Genomic DNA, 16,926 nt, shown 5'->3' on the forward strand with positions numbered 1-16,926 from the left:
CGAAGACTCCGGACGCCGAAGCGAAGCGCCCGGCGGCCCGTCCGCGCCGCAAGGTCTCCGGCCTGCACGTCTACACGCTCGTGCTGATCGCCTGGCTGATCCTGCCGATCGCGATCATGATCCTGTTCGGGTTCAACGACACTCGCGGCAAGCAGAACTTCGAGTGGCAGGGCTTCACGCTCAAGTGGTACCGGCACCTGTTCGACAAGAGCGACCTCACCACCGCCGTCGTCAACTCCCTGACGATCGCGCTGCTCAGCACGCTGATCACCACGGTCCTCGGGACGTTCGCGGGCCTCGCGCTCGGCCGCTACCGGTTCCGCGGCAAGGGCTCGACGAACCTGGTGCTGTTCATGGCGATCTCCTGCCCGGAGATCGTGATGGGCGCGTCGCTGCTGTCGATGTTCGTCACCTTCAACCTGCCGCGCGGCTACCTGACGATCCTCGTCGCGCACGTGATGTTCTCGATCGCGTTCGTCGCCGTGACCGTCCGGGCCCGCGTCGTCGGCCTCGACCCGGCGGTGGAGGAGGCGGCACAGGACCTCGGGGCCGGCCCGTGGACGCGGTTCCGGCTGGTCACACTGCCGATGATCATGCCGGGGGTGCTGGCGGGGGCGCTGCTGGCGTTCGTGCTGTCGATCGACGACTTCGTCATCACCAACTTCACCAGCGGCGCCACCGTCACCTTCCCGCTGTGGATCTACGGCTCCACCCGGACGGGCACGCCCCCGCAGGTGAACGTGATGGGGACGCTCATCTTCGCGGTCGGCATCCTCATCGCGGTCGTCTCGGCGCGCCGCAACATCCGCGCCGCCCGCTAGGACGGGCCGCCCACCGGACCGCGGCCCCCCGCCGGGTCGTGCCGCCCGCCGGACCGTGCCGCCCGCCGGACCGTGCCGCCCGCTAGCCGGAGAGGCTCAGTCGGGGGAGGCGTCGGTGGTGCCGAAGATGACGGAGGAGACCTCCAGGTAGAGCTGCTCCGGGTACGGCATGAAGTTGACGCTCTTCAGCCACTGCTTCTGGCCCGCGGACTCGGTGCGGAACTCCCCGTAGCCGAACAGGCGGCCGACCATGGACCGGTTCAGCGTGATGTCGGTGACCTTGGCCAGCGGCATCATCACGACGTTGCGGTTGAGGACGCCCCGGACCACCATCACCCGGTGCTCGGTGACCAGGAAGAACTCGATCGACCAGGCGAGGACCTTCCACACGAGGTAGCCCACGGCGATCAGCCACAGGAACCAGAGCCAGCCGATGCCGGTCCACGCGCTGGCGGCGCCGCACGCGATGAGCCCGGCGACGACGATCGCCGCGGGCGGGAGCAGGACGGCGGGGTGCCGGCGCACCGCGATGACGCGTCCCTCGTAGGACATCAGATACTTGTCGACGGTGCGCGACGAGGTGTCGCGGTGCACCATCATGTCCTGCAGATTCACGGCGGCGTCCTCGTCATGATCCGGGTGGTCCAACGGTAGCCCACGCGGTGCCGGACGCGCAGGGGCGGCGCGGTAAGGGCTCTGGCCCCCCGAGAGGATCTTGTCGGCGGCGGCCGCCGCACCGGATGATGGTCGCCATGGAGTTCGCGCCGGACGTGACGGGACGGCCCATCTGGCGGCTGCTGCTGCGCGGCCTCGGCGTGTACCTGCCGGGCTGGGAGCTGCCCGCGGGCGCGGTGCGGGTCCGGCACGGGACGGCGGCGGCCGCCGGGTTCGGCCCGCCCGCCTACCTGACCGGCGACGCCGGGTTCGGGGTCCAGGTGCCCGACCGCCGGCGCGGCCTCGAACCGGACCGGGAGATCTACGTGCGCGGCCGGGAGAACCCGAGCTTCGGCATCGTCGCCGCGGGCCCGTCGGCCGCGATCGGGACCCGGGTCGTGGACGCGGGCGCGCTGCTGCGGTTCGCGCGGCGGCTGACGTTCGACGAGCTGATCGACACCGGCGACGCCGACTCCGTCCCGTACGCGGTGCGCGGCGCGCGGGCGGTGGAGAACGTGGTGTTCCTCGACCGCGCGGCGGGGATCGGGCTGTGCGCCGAGGTCGACCCGCTGACCCGCACCGCCGCGTGCCCCCTGTACGTGCGCCTCGGCGGCCCCGCGGAGCGGACGGTGCGCGTCTACGGCGCCCCGCCCTACGGGGTGGCCCAGGCGGTGAGGTCCCAGAGCTGATGGGACGGCAGCCGCCGCAGCCGGACGGTCGCGGCGGCCGGGTCCCAGAACACCTCGTCGCTCTCCAGCTCCAGGGACTGCGCGGCCGTCAGCACGGCGCACAGCAGCTCGTCCCGCGTCCGGACGGCGAGCAGCGGGCCGATCTGCGCGACGGCGCCCGAGCTCTCCGCGAGCGTCCGCAGCAGGGACTTGAGGGCCGCCTCGTCCTCGGGCGGGCGGGTCGGCTCCACCCCGGCGGGGACGCCGGGCTCGACCCGCGCGAGCCCGCGCCGGGGCTCGTGGGAGCCGTTGTGCGGCAGGTCGGCGCCGGTGGAGATGAGCAGCGCGCTGAACACGCCCGCGAGGTCCTCGGAGGCGTGCCCGCCGAGGAAGTAGCGGCGGCGCTCCGGCCCGCCGGGCGCGGTGCCGTTCGCGCCCTCGGCGGTGCGGAACCGGACGTTCAGCCGGCTCGCGCGCACGCACCGCTCGTACATCTCGGTGAGGATGTCCTCCAGCTGGCCGTCGCGGGTCCACAGCCGCCCGGTGGCGGTGACGGCGTCGCCGTGGGCGCGGGGGCGGCCGGTGAGCGCGGCGGTGACGGTGTCGTCCAGCTCGCCCTCGGTGAACTGGAGCAGCTCGGCGACGACGTCCTCGACGCCCTCCAGGGTGCGGGTGAGGGTGCGCTGCAGCTCCAGGATCTCCGCGCCGCCGCGCTCGATGCCGGCGAGCCGGTCGAGCGCCGCGTCGACCTTCCCGGCCGCCGACTCGCCGTGCGCCTTGGTGACGGCGCGCACCGACGTCTCGACCTCGCCGAGCTTGCGGCGCAGCGCGGCCAGCGTGACGCGCTGCTGCTCCAGCTCGCGCAGCCGGCCCGCCTGGGCGCGCAGGTAGTCGTCGGCCTGGTGGACGAGGCCCGCCAGCTCCTCCACCTGTCCGGTGTTCTGGCGGAGCCGGCCGTCGAGCGCGGGCAGCACGTCCTGCTTGACCCGCGACAGCTCGGCGGTGAGCTGCTCGCCCACCGTGACCAGCACGTTGTTCTGCTTGGTGACCTGGTCGTTCAGCTCGTCGATCCGGCGGGTGAACGCGTTGGCCTGGTCTCGGCCCTGCTTGCCGGCGTAGAGCTCGAACGCGGCCACCACGACGCACATCACCACCAGGATGACCGTCGTCATGGTGCTCCTCGGGGGGTGACGGAGGTTGCCGGACCGGGTTTTGATCGCGACCATAACTTACGATCACGCGCGCCGACCGGAACTTACGCAACCGACTGATCTCTATGACCGGGCGGTTGCGGCGGCCCCGTTCCACGGCGTGCCGCGGCCGGCTCCGTGCTATCGGCGACGCCGGTTCCGGGGCCCCTCAGACGCAGCCCTCGAACTGCGGGACGGTCGTGGTGATCTTCAGCCCGGACGTGCCGAACCACCGCTTCAGCAGGCGCGCCGCCGTGCCGTCCTGGTACATCCCGGTGATCGCCTTGTTCACCGCCTCGCAGCCGTCCTCGTCGCCCTTGCGGATGCCGACGCCGTACGGCTCGTCGGTGAACGGCGCGTTGACGACCGCGAGCTTGTGGCCGCTTTCGGACGCATTGCCCGCCAGCCCCGCGAGGATCAGGTCGTCGGTCGAGACCGCGTCCAGCCGGTTCTCGACGAGGTCGGTCAGGCAGTCGGAGTAGCCGTCCTCCTCGACCGGCAGCGCGGCGACGCCCTGCTCGTCGTGGACGCGCGGGAACGACACCGAGCCGCGCACCTTGCACAGCCGCCGCCCTTGCAGGTCGTGGATGTCCCGGACCTTCGGGGCGTCGGCGGCGCGGACGAGGATGTCCTGGTGCGCGACGTAGTACGGGCCCGCGAACGAGACCTTCACCTTGCGCTCCGGGGTGACGGAGTAGCTCGCCACCACCAGGTCGACGTCGCCCTGCTGGAGCATGTCCTCGCGCGTCGCCGAGTACACCGGCTTGAACCGCACGCCCGGCTCGCGGACGCCGAGGCGCGCGGCGATCTCCTTGGCGACGTCGATGTCGAAGCCCTCGTAGGTGCCGTTGTCGGTGCGGACGCCCACGCCGGGCTGGTCGGTGTTGACGCCGATGACGAGCGCGTCCTTGTCGGCGACCGATGCCTCCCCGGCGTCCGCGACGCCGCACGCCGCGCCCGCGCCGAGGACCGCGAGCGCCGCGAAGGCGGCCGCCGCGATACGCCGTGCCCTCACTTCGACCACCGGTACTCCGCCAGCCGGGGGCGCACCCCGGCGAGCACCAGCAGGGCGATGGCGACGCCCGCGATCGGCAGCACGGCGTACCAGCCGCTCGTCCCGCCGTCGCCGTCCTTGACGGCCTCGTCGAACGCGTCCTGGTGGATGCCGCTCAACTGCTGCAGGGCGCGGTCGTACTGGGTGAAGTCCGCGGCGGCGGTGCCGCGCGCGCCGACGGCCTGGCCGCGCTGGTCGGCCTTGACGAGGTCGCGCATCCGCCGGTCGTTGGCCTGCACCTTCTGGTAGGCGCCCAGGGCCTTGTTCATGACGTCCACCAGCCGCGCCTTCTGCTCGGCGGACTCCGCCGGCCGGTTGGCCTCGGTGCCGAGGAAGCCTAGGAACGGCGCCCGCCCGGGCTCGAACGACAGGCCCTTCTGCACGGCCGCGTTGTACTGCGTCAGGTTGCCCGCCTTCAGGTAGAGGACGGTCTGGGACTTGCTCAGGTACACCTGCTCGTAGGCGTCGGCGCGTCCGGGATCCAGCAGGAACCGGGTCTCGTCGGCGTTCGCGCTGTTGCTGATGGCGCGCGTCCGCGACAGCGCCAGGATCGAGTCGAAGCCCTCTTCCTTGGCCTTGCGTAGATGGTCCGCCTGGCCGGTCAGCATGAGCGCGCCCGCCCCGACCAGGACGAGCGTCCCGAGCGTGGCGACCGCCAGCGGCACGTTCAGCAGGCGGCGGAAGCGCTTGGCCAGGTACACCTGGAGGCCGGTCAGGGTCGCCAGCAGCACCAGCCCCGCGACGAGCAGGCCCGTGCGGCCCGTGAGCACCGCTGACCGCTTGTCCTCGTAGGTGTGCCGGACGAGGGTCCCGTTGTCGAGCGTCAGGTTGTAGGCCTTGGGCAGCAGGTCCAGCTTCATCAGGTCGGTCGCCTGCCGGTACAGGTCGATGACCTGCTGCGACGGCGGGCCGGACGCGTGCGGGGCCTGCCGGTCGAGCAGCAGCGCCTGCCCGGCGAGGCGCTCGTAGCGGCCGAGCGCGTCCAGCAGGTCGCGGGCCGTGTTGTTCTCGGTGGTCTCGTCGGCGAGCTTGGCCGCCTTCAGCAGCGCGTCCCCGGCCTTCTGCCGGTTGTCGTCGTAGCGCTTGAGAGCCTGGTCGCGGCCGCCGCCCGGCGCGGTGCCGATCAGCAGCGCGTTGGCGAGCTGCGCGTCCATGTCGCTGAGCTGGAGGTACAGGTCGCCGGTGGCGACGACCTGCGGGCCCGCGTCGTGGCCGATGACCCGCACGCCCTCGCGGGCGTTCGCGATCGCCGCCCAGCCGATGCCGAGCAGGGCCACCAGCAGGACGAGCGACAGCGCGGTCAGCGTCCGGACCCGGGCCGCGACCGTGCGCGGGACCAGCCGCGCGATCCCGGTGGGCGGGTCGCCGGCCACCCAGGCGACCCGCCCGGGGGCGGAGTTGTGCCAGGCCGGCGGGGACGCCTGCGCGGTGGGGGCGGGCTCCCCCGCCGGGGGAGCCTGCTGCACGGCCGTCATGTCGCCTCGCCTCGGATGAGGGTGATGGTGGTCCAGGCGCCCACGTGGATGCGGTCGCCGTCGGAGACGGGGACCTCCACGTTGTAGGGGATGGGGTCGGTGGACCCGTTGACGCAGGTCCGGTTGGTGGAGCCGGGGTCGACCAGCGTCCAGGTGCCGTCCGGCTTGGCCAGCAGCACGGCGTGGACGTGTGAGACGCCGGGGTCCTCGGGCGGCTCCCGCAGGTCGATCTCGGGCGGGGACGGCCGGGACGAGCTGCGCCGCCCGATCCGGATCTCCCGCCCGGTCAGCGGGATCCACCGCTCCGGCGCGTACGGGGGGAACGACAGCGACGCCGAGTCGGGCCCCTCCTCGGCGATCACCGTGTTGAAGTACTCGCGGTCGGCCGTCACCACCGCCGTCCAGGCCGCTCCGGGCACGGGCGGCTGCGGGACGGGCGGCGCGGGCACGGGTGGTGCAGGTACCGGAGGCTGCGGGACGGGCGGCGCGGGCACCGGGGGTGCCGGGACCGGGGGCGCCGGCAGCGGCGGCGCGGGCGGCGGCTCGGACGGCCCGCGGTGCGGCGGCCCGGTCGGCGGAGTGAACGGCTGCGTCGGCGGCCCCGGCTGCGCGGGCTGGGCGGGCTGGGCGGGGGCCGTCCGCGGCGTGGGCAGGCCGCCGCCGGTCGCGAAGTCGTACCCGCACCGCTCGCAGAAGCGGTCGACGCTGGGCGTCCCGCAGTCCGGGCAGGGCGTGCCGCCGGCCGGCGGCGGCTGCGGCGCCGCGCCGCCCGCGGCCCCGCCCGCCGGGGCGGACGAGCCGCCGCCCATGTTCTCGCCGCAGACGTCGCAGTAGTCCGCCGACTGGGAGGAGTGTCCGCTGGGGCAGCTCGGCATGCTCAGCCCTCGCCCCGCCGGGTGGTCACGGTCTCGTCTTTGCGGGTCCGGACCGTCTTGGTGGAGCGGGTCTCGATCTCCATCTCGGCGACCTTGTCGATGTCGCGCTTCAGCCGGACGGTGCCGGTCGCCGGGTCGACCACGTCCACGACGCGGCGCAGCATGGAGGTGATCGCGTCGTTGCCCGCCTCGTCGGCCAGCACCACGGCGCGGCCGAGCCGCGCGGTCGCGGTGTCGAGGTCGCCCTCCCGGCGGGCCTGCAGCCCCTCCTGGATGGCGGCGGCCAGCTCGGCCTGCCCGGTGTAGTGCGCCACCCGCTCGTTGATCTTGGTGGACTGCGCCTCGTCGTCCGTCCACTGCGCGAGGACGTTCCCGGACGCCAGGACCTGCGCCTCCTCGCCGGGCCCGCCCGGCACGACGAGCCGCACCCACGCGGCGCGCAGCTCCTTGCCGCCGACCTGGCCGGGGGTGACCTCCACGCAGACGTGGTAGTCGCGGCTCTCCGCGCCCCACGCGCCGAGCGGGTAGTCGCCCGCCTGCGGCGCCGACTCGGCGCGCTTGGAGGTGAGGTCCTCCACCGAGGGCATCACCTGCTTGACGAACCGGAGCGTCGCCGTCTGCGGCGTCCACACCCGCAGCGCGACGTCGGCGACGGACTTGCCCATCGCCGCCTCCGTCATCGCCCGGAAGTCGGCGACGAGCCCGGCCGGGTCGGCGACGATGTCGACGCTGCCGAGCATCGCGGAGGCGACCTTGCGCAGCTCCGCGACCTCCCAGTCGGTGCCGACGCCGCGGCAGTCGCAGACGAACCGGCCGCCGCAGGCCGCCAGCGCGGCGTCCAGCTCCTCGGGCGTCTCGTGCTGGTTCTTGCCGTCGGTCAGCAGGATCGCGTGCCGGATCCCGCCCTGCACCGTGTCGAACAGCTGGCTCGCCAGCCGCAGCCACGACCCGATGGCGGTGCCGCCGGACGCCGTCAGCCGGCCCAGCGCCTGCTTGGCCTCGCCCCGGGTCTGCGGGCTCGCCGCGACCAGCCCCGGATGCTTCGGGAAGATCATCTTGGCCGTGTTGGATCCGGACACGACCGCGAACTCCACGCCGTCGCGCAGCGTGTCGATCGCGACCTGCGCCGCCGCGACGGCCGCGCGCAGCTTGGCGTCGGGGTAGGACATCGAGCCCGAGGTGTCGATGATGATCACCTCGGCGGCGCGGGCGGTGGACGGGGCGGGCACGCCGCCCGCGGCGGTGGCCTCGACGGACACGATGGCGTGCACCTCGCGTCCGCCCTCGGGCAGGTACCGGTTCTGGTCGATCTTGACGGTGAACTGCGGGTGCTCGCTCATCGGGGCTGCTCCGTGCTCTGCGGTTCCGTGCTCTGCGGCGGTGTGTCGCGGCTCTGGGCGGTGCGGCGGGGTTCGGCGGGGGACGCGGGTGCAGCGGGGGACGGGAGCGGGATGACGGCGACCGTGATGTTGTCGCGGCCGCCGGCGTCGAGGGCGTGCTGGACGAGGGCGCGGGCCGTGCCGAGCGGGTCGGCCGCCGGGTCGTGCGCGCCACCGCCCGCCTGGGCACCGCCCGCCTGGGCACCGTCCGCCTCGCCGTTGGCGGTCTCGCCGTCGGCGGCGCCGGCGAGGAGCGCGGCCAGGTCGCCGGCCGCCGGGAAGTAGTTCCACAGGCCGTCGCTGCAGACCAGCAGCGTGCCGGGGCCGGCGGGGCGGAACGTCGCGACGTGCGGCTGGACCTCGCCGGCGTCCACGCCGAGCCACGCGGTGATGACGTGCGCGTTCGGGTGCGCCTCGGCCTCCGCCTCGGTCAGCGAGCCCTCCGCGACCATGAACGCCGCCCACGAGTCGTCCTCGGTGAGCCGCCGGGACGGGCCCAGCTCGGCCAGGTCGCCGGTGCTGACCTCGGCGGCGTCGGGGGCGTCCGGGGCCTCGGACGCGCCGGGCGCCGGTTCGCGCGCTCCGTTCTCGCCCGGCTCCGCGGTGCCGTCCGCCGACAGCCAGTAGGCGCGGCTGTCGCCGATCCAGCCGACGGTGACGGTCGCGCCGCGCGTCACCGCGGACACGTAGGTGCAGGACGGCGCGTCCGCCGGGGACGTGGCGAGCGCGGCGACGGCCGCCGCCGCGCGCAGCGCCGCGTGCCGGGTGGCGTCCTCGGGGTCCTCGCCGGCGTCGAGCCGCGCCACCAGCTCGGCGGCGCCGGTGTCGGCGGCGGCGCGGGAGGCGTCCTCGGGGCGCTGGGAGGAGCCGACGCCGTCGGACACGACGGCGGCGACCCCGGCGGCGTGCGCGGCGAGGGCGAGCGCGTCCTCGTTGCGGCTGTAGCGGCGGCCCCGGTCGCTGGCGCCCGCCGCGACCGGCGGCCGGCCGCCGGGAGCGGGCAGCTCCAGTTCGACGTGGTCGCGCTCGGCGGGCTGGCGCAGCCCGCAGTGCTCGCAGTAGCCGTCGGCGTCGATGGCCGTCCCGCCGCAGCCGGTGCACGGCCGCGCCGCGGGCTCCGGCGCCGCGGCGGGCGGGGGCGGCGCGTCGGTCAGCCGGTGCCCGCACTCCTCGCAGTAGACCTCCTCCGCGTACACGATCTCGCCGCAGGCGGGGCAGGACAGCTCCGCGGCCTTCGCGTGCTCGGCGGCGGTCGGGTCGTCGGTCACAGGAGCGTCCTCGGGCGTACGGCGTTGGCGGAGTCGACGAGCCGGCGGCACTCGTCCCGGTCGCGGGTGCGGCGCGCCAGCTCCCGGTACGTCGCCTCCAGCAGGCGGCGCAGCGCGGTCTCGGTGAGCGGCGCGCCGAGCAGCGCCCCGCCCTGCGCGCCGCCCGTCCCGGAGCCGGCGAGGAGCCAGTCGAGCGCGGCCTCCAGCACCTCCGCGGCGAGCCGGTCGCGGCGCTCGGCGTCCAGGTCGAGGGCGGTGAGCCGGTCCCCGGCGGAGACCAGCTCGGCCGCCGACAGCTCCGCGGGCGGCCGGCCGCGCACCGCGGTGGCGACCGCCGCGACCTGCGCGGGCACGTACCGGATGGAGATCTTCGGGACCGAGTCGAGCGCGGCGGCGGCCGCGGCCCGGTCGCCGGCCGCGAGATGCACGCGGGCCAGGCCGAACGCGGCGTTGAGGTAGCTCTGGTCGGTGCGCCACACCGTCTCGTACAGGCGGACGGCCTCGGCGGGCGCCGAGAGCTCCTTGCAGTACGCCAGCGCCAGCTTGGGCGCCGCCTCGCCGGGCAGCAGCCCGTACAGCCGGTCGAACAGCGGCGCGGCCTCCGCCACCCGGCCCCGCGCGAGCAGCGCGACCGCCCGGTACCAGGCGGTCCGCCAGTCGCCGGGGCGCTCGGCGTCCAGCTCGTCGAGCAGCGCGCCGGCCTCGTCCACCGCGCCGAGCTCGATCTTCACCCGGGCGAGCGCGAGCCGCACCTCCGGGGTGCGCGCGGGCGCGTTCGCCGCCGCCTGCGCGACCTGCGCGGGCTCCAGCGCCGCCAGCCCCGACACGAACCCGGCGGCGGGGTCGGACCCGTCCACCAGCGGCACCGGCAGCGCCGCCGCTGCCACCTCCGGCGGGACGGGCGGCAGCGCGTGGACGTCCGCCGCGCCGCCCGCGATCCGGGCCGTGAACCGCTCCGGGCCGAACAGCCCGGACGGGGCGGGCCGCGGGGTGCCGTCCTCGGCGGCGAGGACCTCCCGCAGCACGCCGGTGAGCTGCTCGGCCATCTCCGCCGCGTCCTGGAAGCGCTCGTCCGGCTCGGGGTGCGTCGAGCGCAGCAGGAACCGGTGGAACGACTCGAACCGCTGGAACACCGGGACCTCGGCGGCGGGCGGCAGCGAGTCGACGAACGTCCGGGTGTAGCCCCGGAACGGGAAGCTCAGCACGGCGAGCGCGCGGCCGACCGTGTAGAGGTCGGAGGAGATGGACGGCCCGTCGTCGGCGATCTCGGGCGCCTGGTAGCCGACCGTGCCCCAGATGGCGCCGTCCGGGTCGTCCAGCCGCCGGACGCCGCCGAGGTCGATGAGCCGCAGCTGCTCCTCGGACTGGATCACGTTGTCCGGCTTGAAGTCGCAGTACAGCAGGCCCTGCGCGTGCAGGTAGTCGAACGCGCGCAGCGCCTCCAGGCCGTAGGCGATGGCCTGCGCGAGCGGCAGGTGCTTCTCGCCGGGCTGCTGCGGCTGCCGCAGCAGGATGTCCTTGACCGACTCGCCGCCGACGTACTCCATGACGATGTAGCCGTCGCCGTCGTGCTGCACGAAGTTGTAGATCTTGACGATGTTGGGGTGCTCGACCTCGGCGAGGTAGGCCCGCTCGGCGGCCGCGGCGGCCATCGCGTCGGCGTCGCCGCTGTCCAGCAGGCCCTTCAGCACCACCCAGCGGTCGCTGACGTTGCGGTCCTTGGCCAGGTAGATCCAGCCGAGGCCGCCGTGCGCGAGGCAGCCCAGCACGTCGTACTGCCCGCCGACCAGGTCGCCGGGGCTGAGCTTCGGGGTGTAGGAGAAGCGGGTGCCGCACTTGGGGCAGAACCCCTCGGTGCGGCCGGGCCGGTCGCCGCGGCCCCGGCCGACGGGCTCGCCGCAGCTGCTGCAGTACCGCTTGGTCTCGGCGACCTGCGGGTCGCTCATCACCGCGCTGGAGGGGTCCCGGTAGGGGACGCGCGGCACCTCGACCAGCCCGGCGCCGAGCATGCCCCGGCGGCCGGACGAGCGCGACGACCCGGTGCGGGTGCTGCCCGTCCTGGTGCTGCCCGTGCGGGTGCTGCCGGTGCCGGCCGCCGCCACGAGGGAGGTGTGGGCGGGCGGCGAGCCGCAGACGTCGCAGTAACCGTCCATGATCGTCCCGCCGCAGCCGGCCTGGCCGCACGCGTCGTCGGGGCGCCGCTCCGCCGGACGGGGCGCGGGCACGGCCGGCGCCGCGCTCGCGGGCGGGCTGCCGCAGATGTCGCAGTAGCCGTCGACGATCGTCCCGCCGCAGCCCGGCTGCGCGCACGCGCCGGCCGCGGACGGCGGTGATGCGGACGGTGGTGGGGACGGGGCCGGGGTCGAGGGCGTGGCTGCCACGCCGCATAGGACGCAGTAGCCGCCGTCGACGGTTCCGCCGCAGCCCGGCTCGGTGCACTGGCTCATCGTTGCGCTCCCTTCGCCCGCGACATGATGGCCTGCTGGTATCCGGACAGCGACACGGTCGCCTTCCGCAGATCGCAGGGGGAGGTCCACAGCAGCTCGCGGGCCTGCTCGTAGATCCGGGCGAGTTCGGCGTCCTCGGCGTGGCCGAGCCGCGCGGCCTTCACCCGGTAGGCCTCCAGCCGGCCGCGCAGTTCCTCGCGGCGGTCCAGCAGCCCGCGGACCACGCCGGTGGTCTCGCGCGCACGCTCCAGCGCCGCCGCGGCGGCGCGCTCCAGGTCGGCGACCCGCTCGGCCAGCCGGTGCCAGCCGCCGCGCGGCGGCGCGCCGACGGCGGCGAGCCGGTCGGCGAGGACCGCCGCCGCCTCCGGCAGGTCGGGCAGCGCCGGCGAGGCGATCTTGACCAGCACCTCGGCGCGGACAGCGCGCGCCTCCGCCTCCGCGGCGCGCAGCCGCTCCAGGGCGGCGGCGATGCCGCGGATCCGGTCGGCGAAGCCGTCGCGCAGCCGCTCGGCCTCCGCCAGCCCGCGGCGCACCCCGGCGAGGCCGGTGCGGATCGCGTCGAGCCGCGCCGTGTCGGCCCGCCCGTCGCGCGCCAGCGCCAGCGGGTCGCCGCGCACCACGGCGGCGGCCGACTCCAGCTCCGCGCGCAGCCGGTCGAACTCCGGGTCGGTCCCGCCGAGGGACTCCAGCAGCTCCGCGGCGCCCCGCCGCTCCGCCTCGACCTCGGCGAGCCGGGACAGCAGCGTCGACCAGACCGCGTCCAGCGCCGCGACCGAGCGCGCGATCTCCTCGTACAGCGCCGTCATCCGGTCGACCGCCGCGCGCAGCGTGAGCCGCTCGCCGGACGGGACGGCCAGCAGCGTCCGCCGCTCCAGCGGCACCTCCCGGACCGGCAGCTCCACCGACGGCCCGGTGAGCAGCCGGGTCAGCTCCGCGAGCTGCGCCTGCCCCGGCCGGCCGTGGCGGGCCCGGAGGTCCTCGGCCGCGCCGACGGCGCGCCCGTACAGGTCGAACAGCGTCCACAGGGACGCGGCGCGGGACTGCACGTCCGCCTGGACGCGGCGCGTCTCCCCGGTCAGCGCGGCGCCCTCCAGCAGCTGGTACCCCTGGTGGGCCTCCAGTTCGAGCAGCGCGGCGCCGATCCGCTCGCGCTCGTCCCGCAGCCGCGCCAGCGTCCGGTCGGCCTCCTCGCGGCTCAGTGGGGGGCCGGTCACGCGCGCGTCACTCAACGCCGCTCCGCGGTTGAGCCATGTTCGCCCCCGATTCCCCCGAATAGAGCACGTTGTGGAGCCTCAGTTTTCCGTATGCACGGCCGCCTTCTCAACCGGGCGGCGATCTTCGCCGCCGCTGCGTCACGCGACGCGATCCGGCCGTGCCCGAAGGCTCCAAAATGTCAGTGTTCGAACGTATGATCGAACCATGGCGAACGTTGCGACGCACCCCCAGACCGCGCCCACCGCCCAGCCCGCGCCCACCGCGCCGGCCCCGCTCACCGCGGCCGAGATCGCCGCCCTCGCGCTGTCCCTCGCGCACCTCGGCACCGGCCCGCAGGCCACGACCGCGCGCCGGGCCCTGCACACCCTCCTCGACGCCCCCCACGACGACGTCGTCACCACCACCCTCGCCACCCTCACCGCGCCCCTGGACGCCTCCACCTCCGACCGCGCCCGCGTGGTCGCCGCCGCGATCACCGACCACCGCGTCGTCCGGCTCTGCTACGGCGACGCCGGCGCCAACGTCACGATCCGCGAGGTCGAGCCCGTCACCTGCCTCGTCCACCGCGACCACTGGTACCTCGTCGGCTGGTGCCGGATGCGGCGCGGCGTCCGCGCCTTCCGGTTCGACCGGATCCTCGCCGTCGAGTCCACCGGCCTGCGCGCCCGCCCCCGCCGCGCCGACCGCTACCTCCCCTTCCAGCGCAAGGCGTCCTGAACCCCCGGGCGGCGGGCCCGCGCCCTCCCCCTGCCGCGCCCCGCCGCCCGGGCACCACCCCGACACCCCAGACCGGCTGCGGGGCCTTTCGCTCAGACGGTGACGGTGCGGTCCGCGGCGGCGGCCACCACGGCGGGGACGTCGCCGGTGCGGGTGTGGACGTCGCGCTGGAAGTGGGCGCCGTTGCCGCGCTCCAGCAGGGCCGGCAGCAGGCGGGTGACGGCGCCGAGGTCGCCGGCGCGGTCCAGGGCCGGGGCCACGTGGTCCAGCAGGGCGTCCACGACGGCGGTGGCGGGGGCCGCGCGGCCGGTGCACGGGTGGACGAGGTCGGCCCGCAGGCCCGACCGGCCGGCCCGCCACATCGCCAGGCGCATCAGGTCGGCCCGCACCGGGGCGGGCGGCTCGCCGCGGCGCCAGGCGCGGGCGGCGGTGTCGACCAGCGCCCGGACGAACGCGGCGATCAGCACGGCGTCGTCGGCGTCCAGGCAGACGTCCGGCACCCGGACCTCCACGGTCGGGTAGTGCCGCGAGAGTCGGGCGTCGAAGTAGACCATGCCCTCGTCGACGAGGGCGCCGGTGGCGAGCAGCGCGTCGACGGTGGCGCGGTAGGCGGCGGCGGAGCCGAACAGCTCGGTGGGGCCGCTGGACGGCCACCGGCTCCACACCTGGTGCCGCCAGCTGTCGTAGCCGGTGTCGGTGCCCTGCCAGAACGGCGAGTTGCCGCTGAGCGCGAGCAGCGGCGGCAGCCACGGCCGGATCCGGTCCAGCACGGCGACGCCCTCCTCGGGGGAGTCGATGCCCACGTGCACGTGGCAGCCGCAGGTGAGCTGCTCGCCGGCGGCGGGCCCGTAGGCGTCCAGCATCCGCAGGTAGCGGTGCGACGGGGTGGGCGAGGGCCGGACGCTGACCGGCGAGGTGGCGAGGGCGGCGATCGCGACGCCGACCCCGGCCGCCGACTTGGCCGCCGCGAGCCGCGCCGTCCGCACGTGCTCGGACAGCTCGCCGAGCGACGTGCAGACCGGCGTCGCGGTCTCCAGCTGCTCGCGCTGCAGCTCGGTCTCCAGCGACTTCGACCGCCGCCCGCCGGTCAGGAACAGCTCGTCGTGCCGCCGGGCGTAGCGGATGACGGAACCGGAGGCTGCCTGCGGCGCACCGCTCGCCGGGTCGACGAGGAGCAGCTCCTCCTCCACCCCGAACGTGCGCGGACCCGTGTGCACTGTCACCAGGATGTCCTTCCCGGGAGTGCACGGTTGTACGTCCCCGGAGGGGATCCTCCTGGTCGCAGGTCCGTGCCTAAAATGCGCCCCGCACTTGACCTGACGCGTGGTCGAAAGTTGGTGGTATGTCCTATCTCGTCGGCCAGTGGGGCCTCGGCGCCGTCGGCACGCGGACGCTCCGGGCCCTGATCGAGCACCCCGACCTCGAACTCGCCGGCGTCGTGTCGGACGATCCCCGCCATGCCGGGATGGACGCCGCCGAACTGGCCGGAACCGGACGCTCATTGGGGGTGCCGGTCACCGCCGACCCCGCCGGCCTCCTGGCCCGGCGGCCCCGGGTCGTCTGCTTCACCGGAGGCTCCGCCGGTGACCTGTGCCGCGTGCTGGCGGCGGGCGCCGGCGTGGTCACGCACGTCCTGCCCGCGCTGGTGGACCCGCCGTCCGCCGATCCCGCGCTGGTCCGGCGGCTCCGCGCGGCGTGCGCCACCGGCGGCGCCGGCTGCCTCGCGGTGGCCCCCGGACCGGTGCACGACGTGCTGCCGCTGCTGCTCAGCGGCGGCTGCCGGCGCATCGAGTCGGTCACGATCACCGAGTTCCGGGGCGCGGCCGGCGCGCGGGCGGGGTTCGGCGAGCCGATCGGGCGCCGCCCGCCGGTCGTGCGGCCGGGCGCGCCGGCGCGGCGCTGGGGCCCGGTCGTGCGGCTCCTGGCCCGGCACCTCGCCGTCCCGCTGGACGACCTGGCCGAGGCCTACGAGACCTGCCCGGCGCCCGAGGCGATCGACGTGCCGGGCGGCCCGATCGCGAAGGGCGCCCTGGCCGGCCTGCGGTTCCAGGTGTCGGGGGTGCTGCGCGGCCGGGCCGTGATCACGGTGGAGCGCGTGCTGCGGGCGCGCCCGGACCTCGCCCCGCACTGGCCCGCCCCGCCGCCGGGCGCGGCGCGCGGCCACCGCGTCGAGATCGCGGGCGAGCCCGCCGTGCGGCTGGACCTCGCCGGCGCCGACGGCGCCGACGCCACGGCGCTGCGCATGGTGAACGCCGTCCGGGCGGTCGCCGAGGCGCCGCCCGGCCTGCACACGCCGCTCACCCTGCCGCTGTTCACCGGGCGCCGGCTGCTCCGCTGAGCCAGCCGGCGAGCAGCGTCCCCGTCTCCTGCGGGCGGTCGACGTAGAGCATGTGCCCGGCGTCGATCTCGCTGATGGCGAGCCGCGGGCCGAGCGCGGCGCGGCAGTCCACCACGAACTCGGGGCGGACGAGGTCGGCCCGCGCCGCGATGACCAGGTGGGTGGGCGTGTCCGGCGGCGGCGTCAGGTGGGGCCGGGCCATCTCCGAGTACGCCGTCACCACCGCCGCCGGCTCGAACCGCCAGCGCAGCCGCCCGTCCGGGGTGGGTTCGAGGTGCTCGGCGACCTCCTCGTCCACGGCATCGGGCGGCGACTGCGACCAGCGCGCCGCCCGGTCGGCGCGGGCCTGCGCGACGTCGCCGAACGACACCGGGGCCAGGTAGCCGCGGGCCTGCCGGGCCGCCTCGCCCGGCGCCAGCCCGATCGCCGGGTCGAGCAGCAGCAGCCGCCGGACCCGGCGCGGCGCGGTCCGCGCCAGGTGCAGCGCGATCATCCCGCCGTAGGAGTGCCCGACGAGGTCGGCCCGCTCGAGGCCCTCCGCGTCCAGCAGGGCCAGGACGTCCGCCACGTGCCGCTCGACCGTCCAGGGCGGCTCGTACGGCGACCGGCCGTGCCCGCGCAGGTCGGGCGCCAGGACGTACCGGTCGGCGAGGTGGGCCTCCGCCGTCCGCCGCCACCGCGCCCCGTGGCCCGCGACACCGTGCAGCAGCACGACGGGCGCTCCCGCCGGGTCTCCATATCGATGCACATGCAACGCCGCGTCCGTCATGCAGTGAAGCGTATGCGCGAGCGGGACGACCCGGACGTCCTTCACCGGCCAAGCGG

The 16,926-nt window shown here is 75.6% G+C and carries 15 protein-coding genes; 4 read left to right on the plus strand and 11 right to left on the minus strand.

Annotated elements, in window-relative coordinates; genetic code table 11:
• Window positions 1-116 precede the first annotated feature (116 nt).
• On the plus strand, window positions 117-821 hold the full coding sequence (locus tag HUT06_RS12720) for an ABC transporter permease (RefSeq protein WP_254715746.1): 705 nt from the start codon (window positions 117-119) through the stop codon (window positions 819-821).
• A 96-nt stretch (window positions 822-917) separates the two neighbouring features.
• Here the strand turns inward: HUT06_RS12720 and HUT06_RS12725 are convergent, their stop codons facing one another.
• Window positions 918-1,436: a PH domain-containing protein gene (locus HUT06_RS12725; RefSeq protein ID WP_254715141.1), complete on the minus strand. Its 519-nt coding sequence runs from the start codon at window positions 1,434-1,436 to the stop codon at window positions 918-920.
• Window positions 1,437-1,573: 137 nt separating this feature from the next.
• Between HUT06_RS12725 and HUT06_RS12730 the strand changes: the two genes are divergently transcribed.
• Complete coding sequence (locus HUT06_RS12730) at window positions 1,574-2,164, plus strand: hypothetical protein (protein WP_254715142.1); 591 nt, start codon at window positions 1,574-1,576, stop codon at window positions 2,162-2,164.
• On the opposite strand, the gene HUT06_RS12735 is transcribed toward HUT06_RS12730, so the two are convergent.
• The 8 genes from HUT06_RS12735 to HUT06_RS12770 form a co-directional block, all read right to left on the minus strand.
• Entirely contained in the window at window positions 2,128-3,315 is a 1,188-nt protein-coding gene (locus tag HUT06_RS12735; RefSeq protein ID WP_176195913.1) for a hypothetical protein, read from the minus strand. The genes HUT06_RS12730 and HUT06_RS12735 overlap by 37 nt on opposite strands.
• Before the next feature lie 187 nt (window positions 3,316-3,502).
• Window positions 3,503-4,357, minus strand: coding sequence for a glutamate ABC transporter substrate-binding protein (locus tag HUT06_RS12740; protein WP_368406967.1), 855 nt, complete (start codon window positions 4,355-4,357; stop codon window positions 3,503-3,505).
• Entirely contained in the window at window positions 4,345-5,862 is a 1,518-nt protein-coding gene (locus HUT06_RS12745) for a hypothetical protein (RefSeq protein WP_254715143.1), read from the minus strand. The genes HUT06_RS12740 and HUT06_RS12745 overlap by 13 nt, the downstream gene beginning before the upstream one ends.
• A complete protein-coding gene (locus tag HUT06_RS45205) occupies window positions 5,859-6,737 on the minus strand; it encodes an FHA domain-containing protein (protein WP_176195914.1) in 879 nt (292 codons plus the stop codon). The genes HUT06_RS12745 and HUT06_RS45205 overlap by 4 nt, the downstream gene beginning before the upstream one ends.
• Before the next feature lie 2 nt (window positions 6,738-6,739).
• Window positions 6,740-8,077 (minus strand): VWA domain-containing protein, encoded by a 1,338-nt coding sequence (locus tag HUT06_RS12755; RefSeq protein WP_176195915.1) that lies wholly within the window; start codon window positions 8,075-8,077, stop codon window positions 6,740-6,742.
• Complete coding sequence (locus HUT06_RS12760) at window positions 8,074-9,384, minus strand: protein phosphatase 2C domain-containing protein (RefSeq protein WP_176195916.1); 1,311 nt, start codon at window positions 9,382-9,384, stop codon at window positions 8,074-8,076. The genes HUT06_RS12755 and HUT06_RS12760 overlap by 4 nt, the downstream gene beginning before the upstream one ends.
• A complete protein-coding gene (locus HUT06_RS12765) occupies window positions 9,381-11,831 on the minus strand; it encodes a serine/threonine-protein kinase (protein WP_176195917.1) in 2,451 nt (816 codons plus the stop codon). Before HUT06_RS12765 ends, HUT06_RS12760 begins: the two co-directional genes overlap by 4 nt.
• The gene (locus HUT06_RS12770; protein WP_254715144.1) at window positions 11,828-13,045 is read right to left on the minus strand and encodes a hypothetical protein; all 1,218 of its coding nucleotides are present in this window, start codon (window positions 13,043-13,045) and stop codon (window positions 11,828-11,830) included. Before HUT06_RS12770 ends, HUT06_RS12765 begins: the two co-directional genes overlap by 4 nt.
• Window positions 13,046-13,250: 205 nt before the next feature.
• Here HUT06_RS12770 and HUT06_RS12775 point away from each other — a divergent pair, with 205 nt between their 5' ends.
• Entirely contained in the window at window positions 13,251-13,763 is a 513-nt protein-coding gene (locus HUT06_RS12775; RefSeq protein WP_176195918.1) for a YafY family protein, read from the plus strand.
• A 92-nt stretch (window positions 13,764-13,855) separates the two neighbouring features.
• On the opposite strand, the gene HUT06_RS12780 is transcribed toward HUT06_RS12775, so the two are convergent.
• The gene (locus tag HUT06_RS12780) at window positions 13,856-14,986 is read right to left on the minus strand and encodes a glutamate--cysteine ligase (protein ID WP_254715145.1); all 1,131 of its coding nucleotides are present in this window, start codon (window positions 14,984-14,986) and stop codon (window positions 13,856-13,858) included.
• A gap of 119 nt (window positions 14,987-15,105) precedes the next feature.
• On the opposite strand from HUT06_RS12780, the gene HUT06_RS12785 reads away from it, so the two are divergent.
• Window positions 15,106-16,101 (plus strand): hypothetical protein, encoded by a 996-nt coding sequence (locus HUT06_RS12785; protein WP_254715146.1) that lies wholly within the window; start codon window positions 15,106-15,108, stop codon window positions 16,099-16,101.
• Here HUT06_RS12785 and HUT06_RS12790 read toward each other — a convergent pair.
• On the minus strand, window positions 16,076-16,870 hold the full coding sequence (locus tag HUT06_RS12790; RefSeq protein WP_176195921.1) for an alpha/beta fold hydrolase: 795 nt from the start codon (window positions 16,868-16,870) through the stop codon (window positions 16,076-16,078). The two genes, HUT06_RS12785 and HUT06_RS12790, sit on opposite strands and share 26 nt — an antisense overlap.
• Between the last annotated feature and the right edge of the window lie 56 nt (window positions 16,871-16,926).

The sequence above is a fragment of the Actinomadura sp. NAK00032 genome (assembly GCF_013364275.1).
Classification (GTDB): domain Bacteria; phylum Actinomycetota; class Actinomycetes; order Streptosporangiales; family Streptosporangiaceae; genus Spirillospora.

Coding starts and splice junctions, on each gene's coding strand:
- HUT06_RS12785 (WP_254715146.1), top strand. CDS start 15,106: ATGTCCTATCTCGTCGGCCAGTGGGGCCTCGGCGCCGTCGGCACGCGG.
- HUT06_RS12735 (WP_176195913.1), bottom strand. CDS start 3,315: ATGACGACGGTCATCCTGGTGGTGATGTGCGTCGTGGTGGCCGCGTTC.
- HUT06_RS12745 (WP_254715143.1), bottom strand. CDS start 5,862: ATGACGGCCGTGCAGCAGGCTCCCCCGGCGGGGGAGCCCGCCCCCACC.
- HUT06_RS12720 (WP_254715746.1), top strand. CDS start 117: ATGATCCTGTTCGGGTTCAACGACACTCGCGGCAAGCAGAACTTCGAG.
- HUT06_RS12775 (WP_176195918.1), top strand. CDS start 13,251: ATGGCGAACGTTGCGACGCACCCCCAGACCGCGCCCACCGCCCAGCCC.
- HUT06_RS12765 (WP_176195917.1), bottom strand. CDS start 11,831: ATGAGCCAGTGCACCGAGCCGGGCTGCGGCGGAACCGTCGACGGCGGC.
- HUT06_RS45205 (WP_176195914.1), bottom strand. CDS start 6,737: ATGCCGAGCTGCCCCAGCGGACACTCCTCCCAGTCGGCGGACTACTGC.
- HUT06_RS12730 (WP_254715142.1), top strand. CDS start 1,574: ATGGAGTTCGCGCCGGACGTGACGGGACGGCCCATCTGGCGGCTGCTG.
- HUT06_RS12755 (WP_176195915.1), bottom strand. CDS start 8,077: ATGAGCGAGCACCCGCAGTTCACCGTCAAGATCGACCAGAACCGGTAC.
- HUT06_RS12790 (WP_176195921.1), bottom strand. CDS start 16,870: ATGACGGACGCGGCGTTGCATGTGCATCGATATGGAGACCCGGCGGGA.